General features: G+C 62.0%; 10 protein-coding genes. 2 read left to right on the top strand and 8 right to left on the bottom strand.

Going from position 1 to position 16974, the window contains the following annotated elements; translation table 11 throughout:
* Nucleotides 1–23 precede the first annotated feature (23 nt).
* The 7 genes from C0V82_RS18905 to C0V82_RS18935 all read right to left on the bottom strand — a co-directional run bounded on the left by C0V82_RS18905 (nucleotide 24) and on the right by C0V82_RS18935 (nucleotide 11218).
* Nucleotides 24–1958: a sialate O-acetylesterase gene (locus tag C0V82_RS18905; RefSeq protein WP_102113976.1), complete on the bottom strand. Its 1935-nt coding sequence runs from the start codon at nucleotides 1956–1958 to the stop codon at nucleotides 24–26.
* Between the two features lie 19 nt (nucleotides 1959–1977).
* Nucleotides 1978–3492, bottom strand: a complete 1515-nt coding sequence (locus tag C0V82_RS18910) for a tryptophan halogenase family protein (protein ID WP_102113977.1) — start codon at nucleotides 3490–3492, stop codon at nucleotides 1978–1980.
* Nucleotides 3489–5015, bottom strand: coding sequence for a tryptophan halogenase family protein (locus C0V82_RS18915; RefSeq protein WP_102113978.1), 1527 nt, complete (start codon nucleotides 5013–5015; stop codon nucleotides 3489–3491). The genes C0V82_RS18910 and C0V82_RS18915 overlap by 4 nt, the downstream gene beginning before the upstream one ends.
* A gap of 58 nt (nucleotides 5016–5073) precedes the next feature.
* The gene (locus C0V82_RS18920) at nucleotides 5074–8373 is read right to left on the bottom strand and encodes a TonB-dependent receptor (RefSeq protein WP_158660050.1); all 3300 of its coding nucleotides are present in this window, start codon (nucleotides 8371–8373) and stop codon (nucleotides 5074–5076) included.
* Nucleotides 8374–8898: 525 nt separating this feature from the next.
* Nucleotides 8899–9864 carry a GIN domain-containing protein gene (locus C0V82_RS18925; protein WP_102113980.1) on the bottom strand — a complete coding sequence of 322 codons (966 nt, stop codon included), beginning with the start codon at nucleotides 9862–9864 and terminating at the stop codon, nucleotides 8899–8901.
* Nucleotides 9865–10030: 166 nt separating this feature from the next.
* The gene (locus C0V82_RS18930; RefSeq protein ID WP_199772531.1) at nucleotides 10031–10510 is read right to left on the bottom strand and encodes a peptidylprolyl isomerase; all 480 of its coding nucleotides are present in this window, start codon (nucleotides 10508–10510) and stop codon (nucleotides 10031–10033) included.
* Nucleotides 10511–10618: 108 nt separating this feature from the next.
* Nucleotides 10619–11218 (bottom strand): peptidylprolyl isomerase, encoded by a 600-nt coding sequence (locus C0V82_RS18935; protein WP_102114405.1) that lies wholly within the window; start codon nucleotides 11216–11218, stop codon nucleotides 10619–10621.
* A gap of 112 nt (nucleotides 11219–11330) precedes the next feature.
* Between C0V82_RS18935 and C0V82_RS18940 the strand changes: the two genes are divergently transcribed.
* Together C0V82_RS18940 and C0V82_RS26995 are read left to right on the top strand one after the other, a co-directional pair.
* The gene (locus tag C0V82_RS18940; protein WP_158660051.1) at nucleotides 11331–13520 is read left to right on the top strand and encodes an intermembrane phospholipid transport protein YdbH family protein; all 2190 of its coding nucleotides are present in this window, start codon (nucleotides 11331–11333) and stop codon (nucleotides 13518–13520) included.
* A gap of 33 nt (nucleotides 13521–13553) precedes the next feature.
* Nucleotides 13554–14411, top strand: a complete 858-nt coding sequence (locus C0V82_RS26995) for an exonuclease domain-containing protein (RefSeq protein ID WP_158660052.1) — start codon at nucleotides 13554–13556, stop codon at nucleotides 14409–14411.
* Here the strand turns inward: C0V82_RS26995 and C0V82_RS18950 are convergent, their stop codons facing one another.
* Complete coding sequence (locus tag C0V82_RS18950) at nucleotides 14412–16883, bottom strand: MGH1-like glycoside hydrolase domain-containing protein (RefSeq protein WP_102113983.1); 2472 nt, start codon at nucleotides 16881–16883, stop codon at nucleotides 14412–14414.
* Nucleotides 16884–16974 lie beyond the last annotated feature (91 nt).

A 16974-nucleotide genomic window follows, 5' to 3' on the forward strand; every position in this document is an offset into this window, starting at 1 on the left:
GAAGTAAAATTTTCTGGATGAGATCAGCGAACGGGGATTTCGAACTGTCCCGTCGGCAGTCGCGCGTCGTCATAGAGGTTGCACATGCCGCTTTCCGCCCAGCAATAGCGTACGCGGATGGCGGGACCGTCGCCGATGGGCAGGGTGACGGTATCACCCGACAGGCTGGCATCGACAAAGCGGCAGCTGTCCCAGCCGGCCCCGCACAGTTCGAAACCGATGGGGCGATGATGGTTCAAGGCCTTCAGCTGTCCATCGATATCGGTGAAGCGGATACGAACGACATCGCCATGCCGCTGCGCATCGACCGGGACAGGGCCAGAAGCAGTGATTTTTTCGCCCAGAAGCAGGTGGCGCGCCGCACGGGTCAGGCGCTTTGCCACCTGCTGCTTGTTGGCGGGATGGACATCGTACCAGTCGCCAAGACCGTTGGTAACTGCCATGGCGGCCCGCGGATCGGCTGCCACGGCCATCCGCTGACTTTCACGCAGCCTCACCCAGCCGCTTTCGATGGGCTTGTCCTGCGGATAGCCATATTCCGGCAATTGCACGACAAGGAAGGGCAGGTCGGCACCGAACTGCCGCCGCCAGCCCGACATCAGGCCGGCTAGCAGCGACTGATATTCCGGAGCTTTGGCCGTGTTGCTTTCCCCCTGATACCAAAGGGCGGCCCGTACGGCATAGGGACCCATGGGCGCCACCATGGCATTGCGGATCGTTGACAGCCCGTCCACGGTGCCCCACGGGGCATGCGGGGCGGTGCCGATTTCACCCGGCGTCACCTTGTATTGCCAGCCGCCGTCGATGGGCACGCGGGTCCCATCGGCCAGCAGGATCGCCTGTTCATCGGCACTGCCATAAAGCCCGCCATCGCCATAGCCGTTGATGACGGCAATGGTGACCTGATTGACGCCGGGCTTCAGCGTTCTGGCCGGTAGCGGATACCGGCGCGGATCGCCCGGGCCATAGAGGCTGCCTGCTGGCACGTCATTGATCCAGGAGACATCATAATCATCGGCGGAACCCAGCAGCAGGGTGCCCCCTTGCTTCGCCTGTGCTTCTGTCAGGGTGAAGGTGCTGCGGTACCAGACGATGCCGACATAGGGGTTCAGTTCCGGTACACCCCAGGTCACGAATGATGTCAGTGACGGTACCGCGCGCCAGCCGTCGCCCGCCGCCGGCGCCGTCCGCCACGGTTCGCCCTGGCCCTTCGTCTTCCACCACGCTTCCCAGACGTCAAAATACTTGCGGATGCCAGCGTGCCGGTCCTTGTCATAGGCCGACAGGATGGCAAGATCCTGAGCATAAAGCCCCGTCTTGGCCAGATCCGCGGTATCCATCCAGCTTTCAATGGTGGAGCCGCCCCAGGAGGAATTGATCAGTCCGACCGGTACATCCACGATCTGCCGCATTTCCCGCCCGAAGAAATAACAGACCGCAGACATGTCACCCACCGTTTCCGGCGTCACGGCGCGCCAACGTACCGGGTGGGTAAAGTCACGTTGCGGACTGGTATTGGTGGCGCGATCCACGGACAGATAGCGGATATTGGGGTGCTTGGCGCGGTTGGTTTCTGTCCAGCTGTCCAGCGAACGGGCGACCTGCATTTCCATATTGGACTGCCCTGAACAAAGATAGACGTCACCGACCAGCAGGTCAGCGGCCACCTGCTGCGCTGTCGCTGTCTTTGCGGTCAAAATGACGGGGCCGCCGGCGGCCTGTGCTGGCAGATCGGCGCGCCAAGCGCCATCCGTGCCCGCCTTGGCCGTCATCGTGGCACCACCCAGCGTCACAGTCACCACTTCCCCCGGTTTGGCATTGCCCCATACAGGGATCGGCCGGTCTCGCTGCAGCACCCCGTGGTCCTGGAACATCGGGTGCAGAAGCGGGGCATCGGCTGCAAACGCGGTTCCGGTTAGCAGGGAAATAGCCAACAGCAGCGGCAGGCGCACGAACATCAGCTTTGTCTCCGGAAGGTCAGGCCGGATCGGCCTTGCAGAAGCGGTTGATGAAATCACCATGGCTGGGCAGGCGTGCTGCGGCCTGAGCCAGGCTTTGCTGACGCAGGCGCAGGGTTTCGAGCACTTCCCCGCGATCCTGCGCCGCCATCAGCGGGTCCAGACGCTGCGGGATCAGGCCCAGGCCGATGAAAAGCGCCTGCCAGCTGGGCGTGACGAAGGTTTCCTCGTTCAGCAGAACCACCTGTCCGGTGGCACGGAAGGTTTCGATCTTTTCCGCCAGGGTATCGGGCAGGGGGATACGGCGGCGCTCACGCCAGAATTCACTATCCTCACGGCCATTCAGCGCATAGTGAAGGATGATGAAGTCCCGGATACGGTCGAATTCCAGTGCCTGGATACGGTTATATTCCGCGGCCAGACCCGGATTGAAATCCATATCAGGCAACAGGTTGACCAGCCGCGTGATCCCGCCCTGGATCAGGGAGATGGAGGTGCTTTCCAGCGGCTCCACAAAGCCGGACGAAAGGCCGATAGCAATGCAATTGCCGATCCAGAAGCGCTGCCGCCGCCCTGTCCTGAAACGCAGCAGACGTGGTTCAGCCAGGACTCTGCCATCCAGCCCGGCAAGCAGCCGTTCCCGTGCCGCGTCCTCCGTCACATGCGCGCTGGAGAAGACATAGCCATTGCCGGTGCGGTGCTGCAACGGGATGCGCCATTGCCACCCTGCCTCCAGCGCGGTAGCGCGGGTGAACGGGGCGGGAGTGCCAGTGCCGGCACAAGGGACCGCCCAGGCCCGATCAACCGGCAGCCAATGGCTGTAATCGACCCAGGGTTCGGCCAGGGTCTTATCGGACAGCAGTGACACGAAGCCGGAACAGTCAATAAACAGGTCGGCGGCCAGAATGCGGTCATCGGCCAGATGGACCTGAGTGATGAAGCCGGTATCGGCGTGCCGGTCCACCTGCGTGATCCGCCCTTCATGCCGGACCACCCCTTCCGCCTCCGCCTTGGCACGCAGCATTCGTGCATAAAGACTGGCATCGAAATGGAAAGCATAGCTGAAATAGGCATAGGGGGAGCGGGGGTCGCTCTCCGGTGCTGCGAAACGCCCGGCGGCGGCCATCACCGCCGCCATGTGATAATCATCAAAGGGACCGACCGCGTCTTGTCCGGCCAGATGGCGTGCCACCAGCCAATGGTTCAAGGTGGAGTAGGGGCCGGCATTGACGATGTAATCCCCAAACCCGTGAAAGAAGCTAGTGCCCTTGGCGCGCCAATCCTGAAACGCAATGCCCAGTTTGAAACTGCCCTGTGTCGCCTTCATGAAGGCGACCTCGTCCAGGCCGATAGAACGGTTGAAGTCTCGGATGGTGGGCACCGTAGCCTCGCCCACCCCGATAGTGCCGATCTCCTCGCTTTCAACAAGTTCCACGACAGTACCCAGCCGTTTGACGGCCTGGTTCATGGCGCAGGCAGCCATCCAGCCGGCTGTCCCGCCACCCACGATCAGGATACGGCGCAAGTTCGTCATGCTGCTCCCCGGCGGTTGCCAGGAGCGATCAGACGGGACAGATAATCCATATGAAGCGGTGCCGCCCTTGCCGTCTGTGCGATAATCTGTCGTGTCGCGTCAAATCCCTGCCGGATATCGGACAGGTCCCCCGCATCAGCCAGCGGGTCGTATGAGTCCGGCTCCACCTCTTGCCCCAGCAGGACGGCCAGCCAGTTCGGTTCCTGAAACAGGGTCTGGCTGGGGAAGATGGCGCAGCCACGCGCGCGGAACAGTGCCATCTTCTCTGCCAGACTGTCTGGCACGTCCATATGGCGCATCCTGTCCCAGAACGGGTCCCCGACCCGTTGATTGGCGTGGTAATGCAGAATCAGGAAGTCGCGTACCTGTTCCAACTCCTCCCCGATCATGCGGTTATAGAGATTGGCGGACAGTGGATCGTCCTTGGACAAGGGGAACGTCGCCGCGAACTTGATCAGCGCATGTTGGATGAAATGGATCGATGTGCTTTCCAGCGGCTCCAGAAACCCCGAAGACAGGCCCACAGCCAGGACGTTCTTATAACGCGACTGTGTCCGACGGCCCGTGGTGAAGCGCAGGAAACGCGGATCGCTTAGCGCCTGCCCATCCAGATTGGCAAGAAGCGTCGCTGCCGCCTGATCATCATCGATATGGTCTGCGACATAGACATAGCCGTTACCGGTGCGGTGGCGCAGATTGATGCGCCATTGCCAGCCGGCCGACCGGGCCGTGGCCGTGGTGAAGGGCACTGGATCGCGCGTACGAGCGGATGGCACCGCCACGGCCCGGTTGGCGGGCAGCCAATGCGACCAATCCTCATAAGGCCGGCCCAGCGCCTGGCCTATCAGAAGGGCGCGGAAGCCTGTGCAATCGATGAAGTAATCCCCGTCGATCCGCCGTCCATCGGTCAAGATCAGGTGGCTGACGGTGCCATCGTTGGGGTCAAGTACCACCTCAGCAACCGTTGCCTCCACCCGCATCACGCCACGCGGCTCGGCAATGGTACGCAGATAAGCGGCATAAAGCCCGGCATCAAAATGATAGGCATAGGCCAGTGTGGATTTCGGCGATCTTGCATCCGATGACGGGGTATCGAAGCGGCCCTCATCAGCCAGCTTTTCCGCAAGCCAGAAATCGGACAAAGGCACCGTGTAGCCAGCGGCCCGCAGGCGCAACCACCATGCGTGAAAGGAGACACCCTTGATCGCCTGTCCCGGCTGCCCGAACGGATGCATGTAGCGATGCCCCGGACGCACCCAATCCTGGAACGCAATCCCCAGTTTGAAGGTGCCTTCGGTTGCGCGCATGAACTCCGCCTCGTCAATACCGACGGCGCGGTTGAAGAACTGGATGGGAGGGATCGTGGCTTCACCGACGCCAACAGTCCCGATATCCGGACTTTCGACAAGGGTCAGACGCAACCGGTCAGGCGGCAGAACATTGGACAACAGTGCCGCTGCCATCCAGCCGGCGGTGCCGCCGCCGACAATGACGATATGCCGAATGGGTGCAGCCACAATCATCTCCCCCTGAAACAGACCCGGCGGATGGGTACAGCCACCCGCCGGGGAACGCATCTGGTCAGTACGCCGCGCGCAGCACGAAGGTGAAGCGGCGGTCAGCGACCGTGTAGTTATGCTTGAAGATGAGGTCTTTGCTCATCATCCCCTGGGTACCGTAATACCAGTTGTCGCGCTGATCGACGGAGATGATGTTCTTGGTGTTCAACAGGTTGGCAGCCTGCACCCCGACCTTCAGATTGTCGGTGACGGAATAGACGACGGACGCATCCATCTGTCCGTAATCCTCCATGTAGGCCGGAGCCTGGACATTGGAGGCCGATGCCGACATCAGGTAGCGTGAACGCCAATTATAGGCAAAGCGGACATCAAACCCGTACTTCACATATAGCAACGCCGCGTTAAACGAGTATTTGGACAATTGCTCCAGCGGTAGATCCAGCTTGGACGCTCCGATCTGAACGCCATCGAAGACGTTGGACGTGGTGTTGCGCGTACCCTCGCTGCGCAGGATGGTGAAGTTGAAATCCGTACCCAGGCCGGAAAGGAAGCTCGGCAACTCGTCATAGAAATAGGTTGCCTGACCTTCGATGCCGTAGATACGGCCTTTGCCAAAATTCTGCGGGATGGTGCCCACGACTGTCTGCGTCACACCATTGTTGGTAAGTTGCAATGCCGTCTGTTCACCCTGGATGTAATTGCGTACTTCCTTGTCGAAAATGCCCAGCGAGAACATCGAACCCGGCTTCACATACCATTCGAACGACATATCGAATGAATGGGCGCGCATCGGCTTCAGGTCGGGATTGCCGGAGTAATAGTTGAAGGCAACGCCGGTATTGTACATCACCGGGTTGCCACCCGCTGCCAGCGCGTCGAGTTCGGATTGGGTGTATGCGCGGCCAGCGGAAGTGTTGAAGACATTATCGGCGGCCGTCGCGCGACGCTGCTGATAGGTGCCGTTCATCGTGAATGATGGCTGCAACTGATAGAAGTCCGGCCGCACGATGGAGGTGGCGGCCGCGAAACGGACCACCTTGTCATCATCCGGCTTGAAGCGCAGGTTCAGGCTGGGCAGGACGTTGGTATAGTCGCTCTTGTACCGCGTCTTGGTATTGGCACCGTTGGCGAACCGCACAGCATCGCGCGCCGCCTGGGAATAGGCGGACTGATCACCGGTGATCGACAGTGATGGAAAATGGGCGAAGCCTTTGGAAATGCTCTCCGTGCGTACGACACGCAGGCCGGCATTGCCGTCCCATTCCAGATCAGACCCGAACAGCGTGTCGGAACCGAAGCGGGCCGTGGCATAGGCGGCCTGGGTGCGTTCAGTCTGATCGTTGGTGCCGATACCGGAGGTGGAGGTGGGGGCGTATTCATAGTTGCCGTTGAACGGCACCCAGAAATTGATGTTGGAGCCGACCGGTCGCGATGGGTCCAGCAGCTTGTTGTTGGCATCCACAGGCGCACCAGCCCAGATCGGCAGGTAGGAGGCAAGGCTGCCATTGGGGAAGGGGCTGAACTTGTCAGCATTGGCGGCCCAGGACGGGATGGTGCCGTTGCCGCAGGTGGAGCAGTAATAGCCGTAATCGTTGGATGTCGGGGCCGCAAGGCCCTTGCCCAAGTTGGGCGTATAGAGCAGGGCCTGGATATGATCGAACAGCTTGCCCTTGTTCTTCGCCAGTTCCATGGACGGCATCCACAGGCTGGGCGGCGTGCTGCTGCCGCGGAAGAAATTGTCGAAGCTGACCGTTTCCTGATACTGCGGGAACTTGTCCACCGACGCCGTCTGTGAGAAGGCCCATGGCGCGGTGATCAAGGCCCAGTTATAGCCGCCATCCTTCTGTACTGAATGACGGTCGGTGATGCGGCCACCGAATTTCAGCGACTTCAGGAAGTCACCATCGACATCATAGGCGATGTCCAGCTTGCCCGTATTCTGGTTGGCTCGGTCGATCTCATTATGATCCATCGCCGCATAAAGGTTAAAGGCGCTGGTGGACTTGGTCAGGTCGCTGGCGGTGATCTTCGGAACACTGCCGCGCAGGTCCAGGCCGATACCACCCGGCATGGTGACCGTGTTGTACACCGTCATGTCATAGACGTCGCGTTTGGCCTCAATCCGCTGGAAATCAGCTTTCACCGACCAGCGGTCGCCTTCCCATTTCACGCCGGACGAGCTGTCCCAAGTCTGTGCTTTGTCCCAGCCATAGCGAGTTCCCAGGTTCATCAGGAAACTATTGGCAACGCCATTGCCGCCGCCGCCGCCATCAACGATGCTGCCGGTCAGGAAATTGCCGTTCTCGTCATAGGTGAAACTGGTCCCCGTCGCGGGGGCATTCATGAAGTTCTGGTTGTTGGTCGCCGAACAGCAGGCAGAGGTCTGGGCGAAATGATCCTGGTTGATCAGTTTCGACTTGGACAGGAAGAAGGTCGAGTAGATTTCCGTGCTTTCGCTGGGCTTCCACTGGATGGCGCTATAGACACCGTCGCGGGTCTTGTCGCGGTCCTGCAGGCGCCATTGTGCACCTGTAGGCACCATCACCACGTCCTGCGGTTGGCCCGTGATGCGATTATTGCCGTTGAAGTTCAGCGTGGCGCCACCGTCATAGGACGACTTGGTGGTTGCCGAATGCACATTATAGGGGTCGACCTCGATGGCGTTCAGACGGCTTTTCAGCTCTGAATGCGCAATATCCACCAGGAAGCCGATCTCGCCGATGCCGGTATCGAAACGGTTTGAGTAAAGGCCCGACGCGGATGGCGTCCATTCCTTGCGCAGGTCACCGCGCGTGGCATCCAGAGAGGCGGCAATCTTCTCCCCCGTCGCGTCGAAAGGCATCCAGGTGCGCAGATTGACGGTACCGCCCAGGCCACCCTCCACAATGTCGGCGGACGGGTTCTTGTGGACATCCACCCCAGCGGCGAGTTCGGGTGTCACATCTTCCCAGCCAAGGGCACGGCCATTCTTGGCGCCAAAGCTGTCGCGGCCATTGATTTCGGACCGCACCCAGGTAAGGCCGCGGATCTGAACGCCGGAACCCTCGACATTCAGACGGTCGATGTCGCGCACCTCATTGGTGCGACCGATCGAAACGCCCGGCACGCGCTGCAGCGCCTCTGTCACCGACCGGTCGGGCAGGGCGCCGATATCGACGGCGGAGATCGAGTCCACGATCTCCTCAGCGTTGCGCTTGGTTTCCTGTGCATTGTTGATAGCCTTGCGCTGACCAACAACAATGATCTCTTCAAGCGAGGCAGCCTCATCCTTGGGCGCTGTCTGGGCCTGCGCCGCGCCGGTGGCCAACGCCAGACCGGAAGCGGAAAGCAGCGCGAATAACTTGATCTTTGTGGATGTCATGGGATTACCCGAAGGGCCTTTCCTGGTTGTCGATCCCCAGCCCCTGTCCGTCAGCATTGAGGGGGAGCGGGAGCACAAAGCCACCGTTCCCCTCCCGCGGTCAGGCGGGGGCGGTTTGTCGCGGGGTCTTGGCCGTCAGGTACGGAGAGGCCTATCCGGCGGGGGCCAGACGCGGCGTTCCTAACGGTGGCGGCGGACGCCCCGGTTGTAAGCAGGCGTGATTCTTCAGCAGGCGAACCCGATGCAGGGCGTCAAACACCATGCAGGAAAGGGCCTGATCTGAAATCTTTATCTAGGTCGAAGTCGCCCAGGCGGAGCCGCCGGGTGTCGCGTTCGCTGACCGCTCATATCATCTACCTCCCCGTCACGTTCTTTTTTTAATTTGATTTTATTATTGGCACCCACATAAGGGCGGCCGAAGCCGCCCGCCCTGTTTTACAGGTAAATAACATATTATTAATCTTGAATAGCGCTGTCAATCGCCGTTTCGGGTGGGCAATGCCCACCCGTTCACCGTCTTGCCGGTCAGCCGCCGACACGAACTTTTCCGCTGCCGGAGTTGCGCTGGCTGACATTTCCGGTGACCTGCCGAACCTCGATATCGCCGCTTCCGCTGGTGGACAGTTCCGCCCGATCTGCAACGATGTCCAGCCGGGCATCAGCGCTGCCAGTGGCGGAAACCTGCAGGCTGCCAACGCGGCCATCCCGGATGCTGACACCTCCATCGCCAGAGGTGCGTATCTTCACATTGTCCGCGCTGATCGTTCCCAATTTCAGGCCGCCCGACCCTGTGGCCTCAAAGGATAGCGAACCATTGACGCTTTCCGCACGAATGCCGCCGGAACCGCTGGTTTCCAGGATTGCAGCACCTGCCGCGCCTACCTCCACCCCACCGGAGCCGGACAAGTCAACCTGCAGGTTGCCGATACGGCCCCCGACCAACATGCCGCCGCTGCCCGACGCCCTGATGATGGCATCCCCGCCTTCCATCCGCGCGACCTGCCCACCGCCGGAACCGGAGAGTGAGGCGTCAAGCCGGCCTGCGACCTGTTCTGCCGACAGTCCGCCAGAGCCCGATAGCCGCAAGTCCAGCCGGTCAACGGGAACAGTTACCCGATATTCTCCACTTCCGCCTTCGCGCACCGACAGGTCGCTGCCCGACGGCAGCGTGATGGTCAGGCGCAGGGTTTCCCTCTTCCGCGATTGCGACAAGGGGCAGCGATTGCCGTTCTTGGTGACAGTTACACCATTGCCGCCGCTGGAGACGGACAGCGCGTCTAGTTCCTCGGGATGTTCAGCGACGGCACTGACGCTGATCTCACCGCTGCGCGACGCGGGCACGATTTCCACGTGCTTGGCGCAGGGTGTCGAAATCGCCAGTGTGCTTCCGGAAAGGCTCCACGATTTCTCCGCCGCCACCGCAGGCAGAACCGTTGCCGCCGACAGGGCAACCAGGGAGATGCGGGCTGCGGCGATTGTCGGGCGTGCCATCGGGTGGGCTCCTGTGCGTGACTATTATACGGTCCTTTTTCATACTGGTCCGATATTAGTAAGGCTGCACAGGTCCATTTCCGGTCCACCGGAAAGCACCCCCAACAGAAACGCCGTCCCAGTGGTTCCGGGACGGCGTTCCACACTTCAGATGAGGGACGAAGCCTCAGCCGGCTTCCACATCGGCAGCGACGCTCAACTTCACGATCTGATCGGGATCGCGAACCTCGCCATTGCGGCCGGCGCCGCGCTTGATCTTGTCAACATTCTCCATGCCGTCCACGACCTTGCCCCAGACAGTGTACTGGCCGTCCAGGAAGCGGGCATCGGCGAAACAGATGAAGAACTGGCTGTCGGCGCTGTTCGGGTTGGAGGCACGGGCCATGGAGCAGGTGCCTCGCACATGCGGCTCGCGCGAGAATTCCTGCGGCAGGTTCTGCCCGGAACCACCCATGCCGTTGCCATCGGGGCAGCCACCCTGGGCCATGAAGCCTTCGATCACGCGATGGAAGGTCAGGCCGTCATAAAAGCCTTCACGCGCCAGTTCCTTGATGCGCGCCACATGCTTGGGCGCCAGATCGGGGCGCAGCTCAATGGTGACGCGGCCCGAAGCCAGGTCGAGATAGAGGGTGTTTTCCATATCCATGTCAGTCATCCTTACCAACCGGTTGCCCCGGTTCTCGGTTGCATGTCGGCGGGCACCATAGCGGCATGTGACGCTAATGGGAACTAGGCCGGCGGGATGGCCCACCCGCTATTTCGGCGGGGCCGGCGGCGTGGGCTGCTGTGCCGGCTGGGGTGGGCGCGGGGGATCGGATTGGACACGCATGCTAATGATGCGGTCGGGGTCCTTCACCCATCCTTCCTTCTTTTTATCACCGGCTTTCAGCTTGTCGATCAGGTCTAGGCCTTTGATGACATGGCCCCAGAGCGTGTAATTTCCATCAAGCGAGGGGTCCTGTGCGTGGGTCAGGATGAAGAACTGGCTGTCGCCGCTATTACGGTTCATGCCGCGTGCCATGGATACCACGCCACGTACATGCGGTTCCTTGCTGGGTTCCAGTTCTAGCCAGCGGCCCGTGCCGCCCCGGCCCGTGCCGCTGCGGTCCCCCGTTTGCGCCAGCGACCCGGCCACGACGCGGTGAAAGGCAACACCATCATAGAAACCGCGCCTCACCAGTTGCTTGATACGGGCCACATGGATGGGTGCCAGATCGGGTCGCATCTGGATGATGACCGTGCCGGTCTTGAGTTCCATGATCAGTGTATCGTCGGGATTGGCCGGCGGGCGCGCCGCATATGACAGCGGAACGGCCAGCAGCAGGCAGAGCAGGACCAGAAGGCGGGACAGCATGGGCGGCATCATCTCTCAACCGTTGCGCCCGCCACGATAGCGGTCGCATCTTTGCATGGAAAGAGACCGGATGCCGCGAGGGCGGCGGAATTTACCGGATAGGGGCAACAGATTGCGCGCATCGAAGCGGAAGGAAAAGGTTCTGCTGGTCAGTGGTCTGCTGGCGTTGGGGCTGCTGGCCATCTGGCTGTCTTTGCCCAGCCTGCTGGCCACACGCTGGACATCGCAATTGCGGGCCCTGGGCTTCCCACAGGCCGAACTGGCCATCGATGATTTCGGCCTGACACAGGCTACCGGCGCCTTCTCCCTTGGGCAGGAGGATGGCGCGGACAGGTTCATCGCACGCTATACACCTGCCGGTCTTTGGTCCGGGCGTTTCGCGGGGCTGGAGGTGCAGGGACTTCGGCTGTCACGTCCGCTTACCGTATCCATGACTGATCTTCCCGGCCTTACCGCACCAGTACAGATCACCCAGGCCCGCCTGACCCTAGCCTTGCCTGTTGGTATCGGCTCCGTTCCCCTGCTGATGGATGCCGCTATCAGCCCGACTGAAGACGGATGGCACGCGGAGGGGCAGGGGACCCTGACGGTCGGCTCAACGGGTGTGCCCGCCCGCATAACCGCCGATTGGCGCGGGGATGGCCTGTCGGCTGCCGGCTTCAGTTTTACCCCTATTCCTGGTGGGCCACGTCTTGGGGGCCACGGTAGCATCCGGCGCCTGGCCAATGGTGGTTGGACGGGTGAGCTGGATGTCACCGGCAAGGCGCTGCCGCAGGGCTTGCCAGACATGATGCTGCGCTGGAAGGCGGGGCAGGGGCATGCCTTGCTCGAATGGCCGGGCATTGCGCGTCTGGATGCCCTTCTGGACCCAGATGAAACCGGCGGGCAGCGCCTGGCCGCGACCCTGCGGGTGGATGATGTGCCCGGCTTCGCCGCCCGTCTGAGCCGTCCCGATCCCGGCCTGACCGGTGGTCCAGCCACCCTGACCCTTTCAGCACGAAATGTTTCAACGGACCTGCCGCCCCGCGACTGGCCCGATATTGCGGTGAGCATTGAGGCCCGCAGCCTTGGGATTGGGCAGGGACCGCGTGACAATGCCCTGTCGCTGTCCGGCACCGCACGGCGCATTGATGGGGAATGGTGGCTGTCGCCCGCCGCTGATCAACCGCCCGGTAGTCTGACCATTCCGACCCTTGGCCTGTCGGCGAAGGGATTGGCACTGACCGGGCGGCTTGCATGGCCGCTGGACCTTGAGGTCCGTTCTCCACATCTGCGCCTGCCCTGGCTGGCACCGGCCACGCTGGCGGCCACGCTGCGGGGCGACCCGGCGGAAGATCTGCGCCTGGAATGGAACATAGTGACCGGGAATGGCGGTGCCAGCCTGACGGGTGCCGTGGAGTTGAACGGGGCCGGTGGCCGGGCAGTGGCTAAATTGGCCCCGATCAGGCTGGGGGAAGGGGATGCCGCAGATTTATTCCCCGGTGCGCCGTTGCCGCACACCCTCACCGGCACCATCGCGGCCCGTCTGACGGCGGCCTGGAACAGTGAGAAGGCGGACGGCACCGCCGATATCCTGTTGGAAGAAGCGGGGTTGCGTCTTCCCGGCCTGCATCTGGCCGGGATCAATGGTGTGTTGCGTTTTGATCGGCTGTCGCCGCTGTCCATGCCACAGCAGACCATGGCCATCGGTCTTTTCGATCCCGGCATCGCCCTGACCGCCGGTGGCCTTGGCCTGTCACTGCCGGCAGACGGGGTTCTGCGTCTGGCACCGGAACCGTTCAGATGGGCCGGGCAGAATGTCACCCTACCGCATAGTACGTTCCGCCTTGGCAATGACCATCTGGACCTGCGTCTGGATATCCCCGCCACGCCCGTTGCCGATGTATTGGCAGCCTTGGGAATTGTGGATGCCCAGGCCGAAGGCACCGTAATCGGTTCGGTACCGATCCGGATTGATGCGGCCGGTGCCCATGCTGGTGCCGGCGGCTTACAGGCGGTGGGGCCTGGAAGACTGTCCGTGCCGGCTGGCCCACTGCCTTCATGGCTGGACCCTGTCCGCAATGATAGTCTGGCTTTGGTTAGTCGTGCCCTGTCCGACTATCGTTTCCGGTCGCTGGGCATCATTTTTGCCGCTGATGGTCCCCACCTGACATTGGATGGTGCCAACCCGTCGCTTTACGGCGGCTATGCCATGCCCATGAACCTGATCCTGATGCCGCCACCCAAGACGTTGCCGGCAGGAGGGGGGCCGTCCGGCATGGTTGCAGCCGATATGGCGGCGTTCAAGGCGCGTAAGGATTGAGCTATACCAGCTCGATCGAACCGGAGCCTTGCCTTGATCGAACTTGCCATTGATTTCGAAACCGCCAATGCCCGCCGCGACAGTGCCTGCGCCGTTGGTGTGGCGGAGGTGTTTCAACCCGAGGCACCGATCTTCCGCCGCCTGATCCGCCCGGAACCCGCAGAATTTTCCCCATTCTGTGTTGCGGTGCATGGTATTCGGGCCGCCGATGTCGCCCACGCGCCGACCTTTGCCGGCATCTGGCCGGATCTTTCGCGCCGGCTGGCAGGGGCCGTGCTGCTGGCCCACAATGCCAGTTTCGATTCCAGTGTCCTGACGGCCTGCCTGACCGCTGCGGGACTGCCGGTGCCCGCCATTCGCTTCATCTGCACGGTCGAACTGGCCCGCGCCGCCTTCCCCGATCTGCGCAGCCACAAGCTGAACATCGTAGCCCACCATCTGGGCATTCCACTGAATCACCATGAAGCGGGCAGTGACGCTGCCGCATGCGCCGCCATCGGCCAGCATGTGTCCATGATGGTCGGGGCCGGTTCTGTGGCCGAAGCGGCGGAAAAGCTAGGGATCGGACGGGACAGGCCCCGTGCTGCCCGTCCGCCATCCGCATCGTTCCGACCGGGGTTGCCCATGCCCACCCGCCGCGTGGATGGGCAACGCTTCGTGGTGACCGGCACCCTGGCAGCCTGTTCCAGGACCGATGCCGCGCGTGCCATCAAAATGGCCGGTGGACGGTTCCAGACCTATGTCACGCAGGACACGGATTGGCTGATTGTCGGCCTGTCACCCGGACAGACTAAACTGACCGCCGCCCATGCCCGTCAACAGCGTTATGGTCGCCTGCACATGGCCACGGAGGCGGAATTCCTGGCTATGCTGGGCATCAATCCGGCGTGATCAGGGCAGCCGGTCCACCATCAGGGTTTCAATCCGGGCCTCATTCACCGGTCCTGTCATGCCGCCGGGTCCGCTATAGCTGGCATTGGTGGAAAGCGCGCTCATATTGAAGAAATCCTCGATGCTGGCGCGGTAACGACCGGCAGGCAGATCGAAGATGGCGCGGGTGGAACTGCGAGTGGAATAGCGATCACCTTCTGGATCAATATGCGGCATCTGCAAAATGGCGCTATAGCGCTTTCCCTTCTCATCCACCAGAACCAGCCGTTTGACGGCATTAGTGATGCCAGTATTCACGGCAAAGGTTCGGTTCTCGTAGGTCGTGGCCAGGGCGTGCCGACCGCCACTCCCCACAACGACCTGCCCAAGGTCCAGCGTCTGGCCCAGCCGGGCCATTTTACCCACTGCTATCGTCTGTGCCGCTTCCCCGCGCAAGCAGACCGGTGCCGATGGCTGTGATGCGATGTTGGTCGAAACATGCACCGCCACAATGGAATAGCATGCGGTTATCCCCGGAGGCGACGGCGCCTTGTCTGTCCAGCCGGCCCCCGCAACATTGTCGTCAACCAGTACGCCATCACGCAGCACGCGGTACCGCAGCGGCGTCTTGTCCTTGGTCGGTCCGAAATCCAGGGCGACACCGTCCATAGTCCGCCTTGCGCCGGAAATACCGGGAGTCCAGGGCATGAAGGCCCGCGGCTCCACATGGCTGACCGGGTCGATTGTGGGGACCATGGTTACCCGGCTGTCCGACATCTGCGCCGGGCCGAACCGGACCTCGATCCGGTTGCGGTTGGCCGTCAATTGTTCAGGATGGATTGGACCAGTCACGGCCATGCCGTTCAGGGTGATGCCCGCCACGGGATAGACACCGCCCGCCGCAGCCTTGGCAGGCAGGATCAGCGCGATTTCCACCGGCTTGCCCGCAAAGGAAAGGCCGCCTAGCATCGCCTCGGGCTTGGTGAACTGGGCACGGGTCGCGGTTGTCAGATAGGGTGCGATACGCACACCGTCGGCACTGGGCTGCCAGCCGAAGATATCCTGAACAACGGCGCCGTAATAGGCGCCGACGGACCAGAGCTGACGGCGGGAATTAATCTCGGGCCCGTCATCGAATTGTGCCCGGCCCGTCAGCCATTCCAGATTCTCCATGTTGGAGAGGTGCATAGCGGCTGCCCGTTCCAGCGCTGCAAGGCCCTGGTCAACTGCGGCCACGTGGCCGGCGGCGATGGCGGCCCGAACAGCATAGGCTGTGACGAACGGCCATTGCGCACGGTTGTGATAAACAAACTCCCCCGGTGCCTGTGGCCACACCACCGACGGACCGAACGGGGCGAAGGGATATCGGTCGAAGATCGACCTGGCCTTTTCCGGCGATGCCACACCCGACAGGACAGCCAGTGCATTGCCCAGCAGATCGTATTTCTCGATCCGGGCCGGCGTCAACTCCGCCATCGTAAAGGTGGCGTACATCCCGGCCCGCGCGTCCCAGAAGGTCGCATCAATGGCCTTGGTCAAGGCATCTGCCCAGCCTTCATACCGGACTGCCGTCGCACCATCCCCCAGTTCACGGGCCAGCCTGGCAGTAAGACGCAAGGCACGATATTGCAGGACGTTGGTGGACAAGGCCTTGGATTGTGCCATCGCCGGCAGATGTTCGCGGACCCAGGGGGCGTAGGTCTGTTCGCGCCAGTCCAGGAAACTGTGTTCACCACCGTAAAGACCGTTGGTCGTGTCGAATGCCGCGACCCGGTCTGCCTCCACAGTGCCGCGCAGCGCGTCATATGACTTGCGCGCGAAATCGGCACGGGCGCTGCCTTGCAGATTGGCCAGCACCGCCTCCGCCCCCAATGCCCAGGTGGTGCGGTCTGTACTGATCGGCCAGGAACCGCCCGAGCCTGTATCCTGCACGATTTGCCTGGACCCAGGGGGAAGTTCGGCGGGCACCGTCACGCCCGCCCGGAAACTGCCGGTCTTGAACAACAGACTGTCTACCGCACGACCGGGGTCCATCCCTGCCAGCCCCAGGTCCAGCGCGTAGGACAGGTCCCTTGTCCAGACATAGTTCCACTTCTCGCCCGTCTCAAAACAGTTGCAGGCGATGGGCTGCCCACCATTATAGGCCCCATCCTTGATCGAACTGACACTAGCCTGGGCGGCATCGTCCACCGATTGCGCGAAAAGCGCGTCGAACAGCAGATTGCCGGTCAGGGTGTAGGCACCGCGCTCCGTTATATCGCGCGTGCCGAGTGTGTTGTCGCGTTGTGGCGCACTGCTGGTAAGGTGGAACTGCCGCGTGCCCGGCTGTCCCTTGGCCTCCACCGTCACCCGCGCAGGTTTGGCCCCTGGCTCCAGCGCATAAGGTGGAAAGCTTCGCGTTTCCGCCGCATGGGCTACATGTCCTGCATCCAGAGCCAGGATCGACAGGCTGGCTGCGGTAGCCAGCAGCAGCAGGCGCGGAGACGGGGGCATGGTTCCTCCAACTGTCATGATGGTTCTTGGGCGGCTCCGCCTTGCCGTGAAGGTGGGGTAAGGGGCGCTGCAATTGCAACAAATAATCTGC

The sequence above is a fragment of the Niveispirillum cyanobacteriorum genome (assembly GCF_002868735.1).
Taxonomy (GTDB): domain Bacteria; phylum Pseudomonadota; class Alphaproteobacteria; order Azospirillales; family Azospirillaceae; genus Niveispirillum; species Niveispirillum cyanobacteriorum.

Coding starts and splice junctions, on each gene's coding strand:
- C0V82_RS18910 (WP_102113977.1), bottom strand. CDS start 3,492: ATGACGAACTTGCGCCGTATCCTGATCGTGGGTGGCGGGACAGCCGGC.
- C0V82_RS18930 (WP_199772531.1), bottom strand. CDS start 10,510: ATGGATATGGAAAACACCCTCTATCTCGACCTGGCTTCGGGCCGCGTC.
- C0V82_RS18950 (WP_102113983.1), bottom strand. CDS start 16,883: ATGCCCCCGTCTCCGCGCCTGCTGCTGCTGGCTACCGCAGCCAGCCTG.
- C0V82_RS18920 (WP_158660050.1), bottom strand. CDS start 8,373: ATGACATCCACAAAGATCAAGTTATTCGCGCTGCTTTCCGCTTCCGGT.
- C0V82_RS18925 (WP_102113980.1), bottom strand. CDS start 9,864: ATGGCACGCCCGACAATCGCCGCAGCCCGCATCTCCCTGGTTGCCCTG.
- C0V82_RS18905 (WP_102113976.1), bottom strand. CDS start 1,958: ATGTTCGTGCGCCTGCCGCTGCTGTTGGCTATTTCCCTGCTAACCGGA.
- C0V82_RS18915 (WP_102113978.1), bottom strand. CDS start 5,015: ATGATTGTGGCTGCACCCATTCGGCATATCGTCATTGTCGGCGGCGGC.
- C0V82_RS18935 (WP_102114405.1), bottom strand. CDS start 11,218: ATGCTGTCCCGCCTTCTGGTCCTGCTCTGCCTGCTGCTGGCCGTTCCG.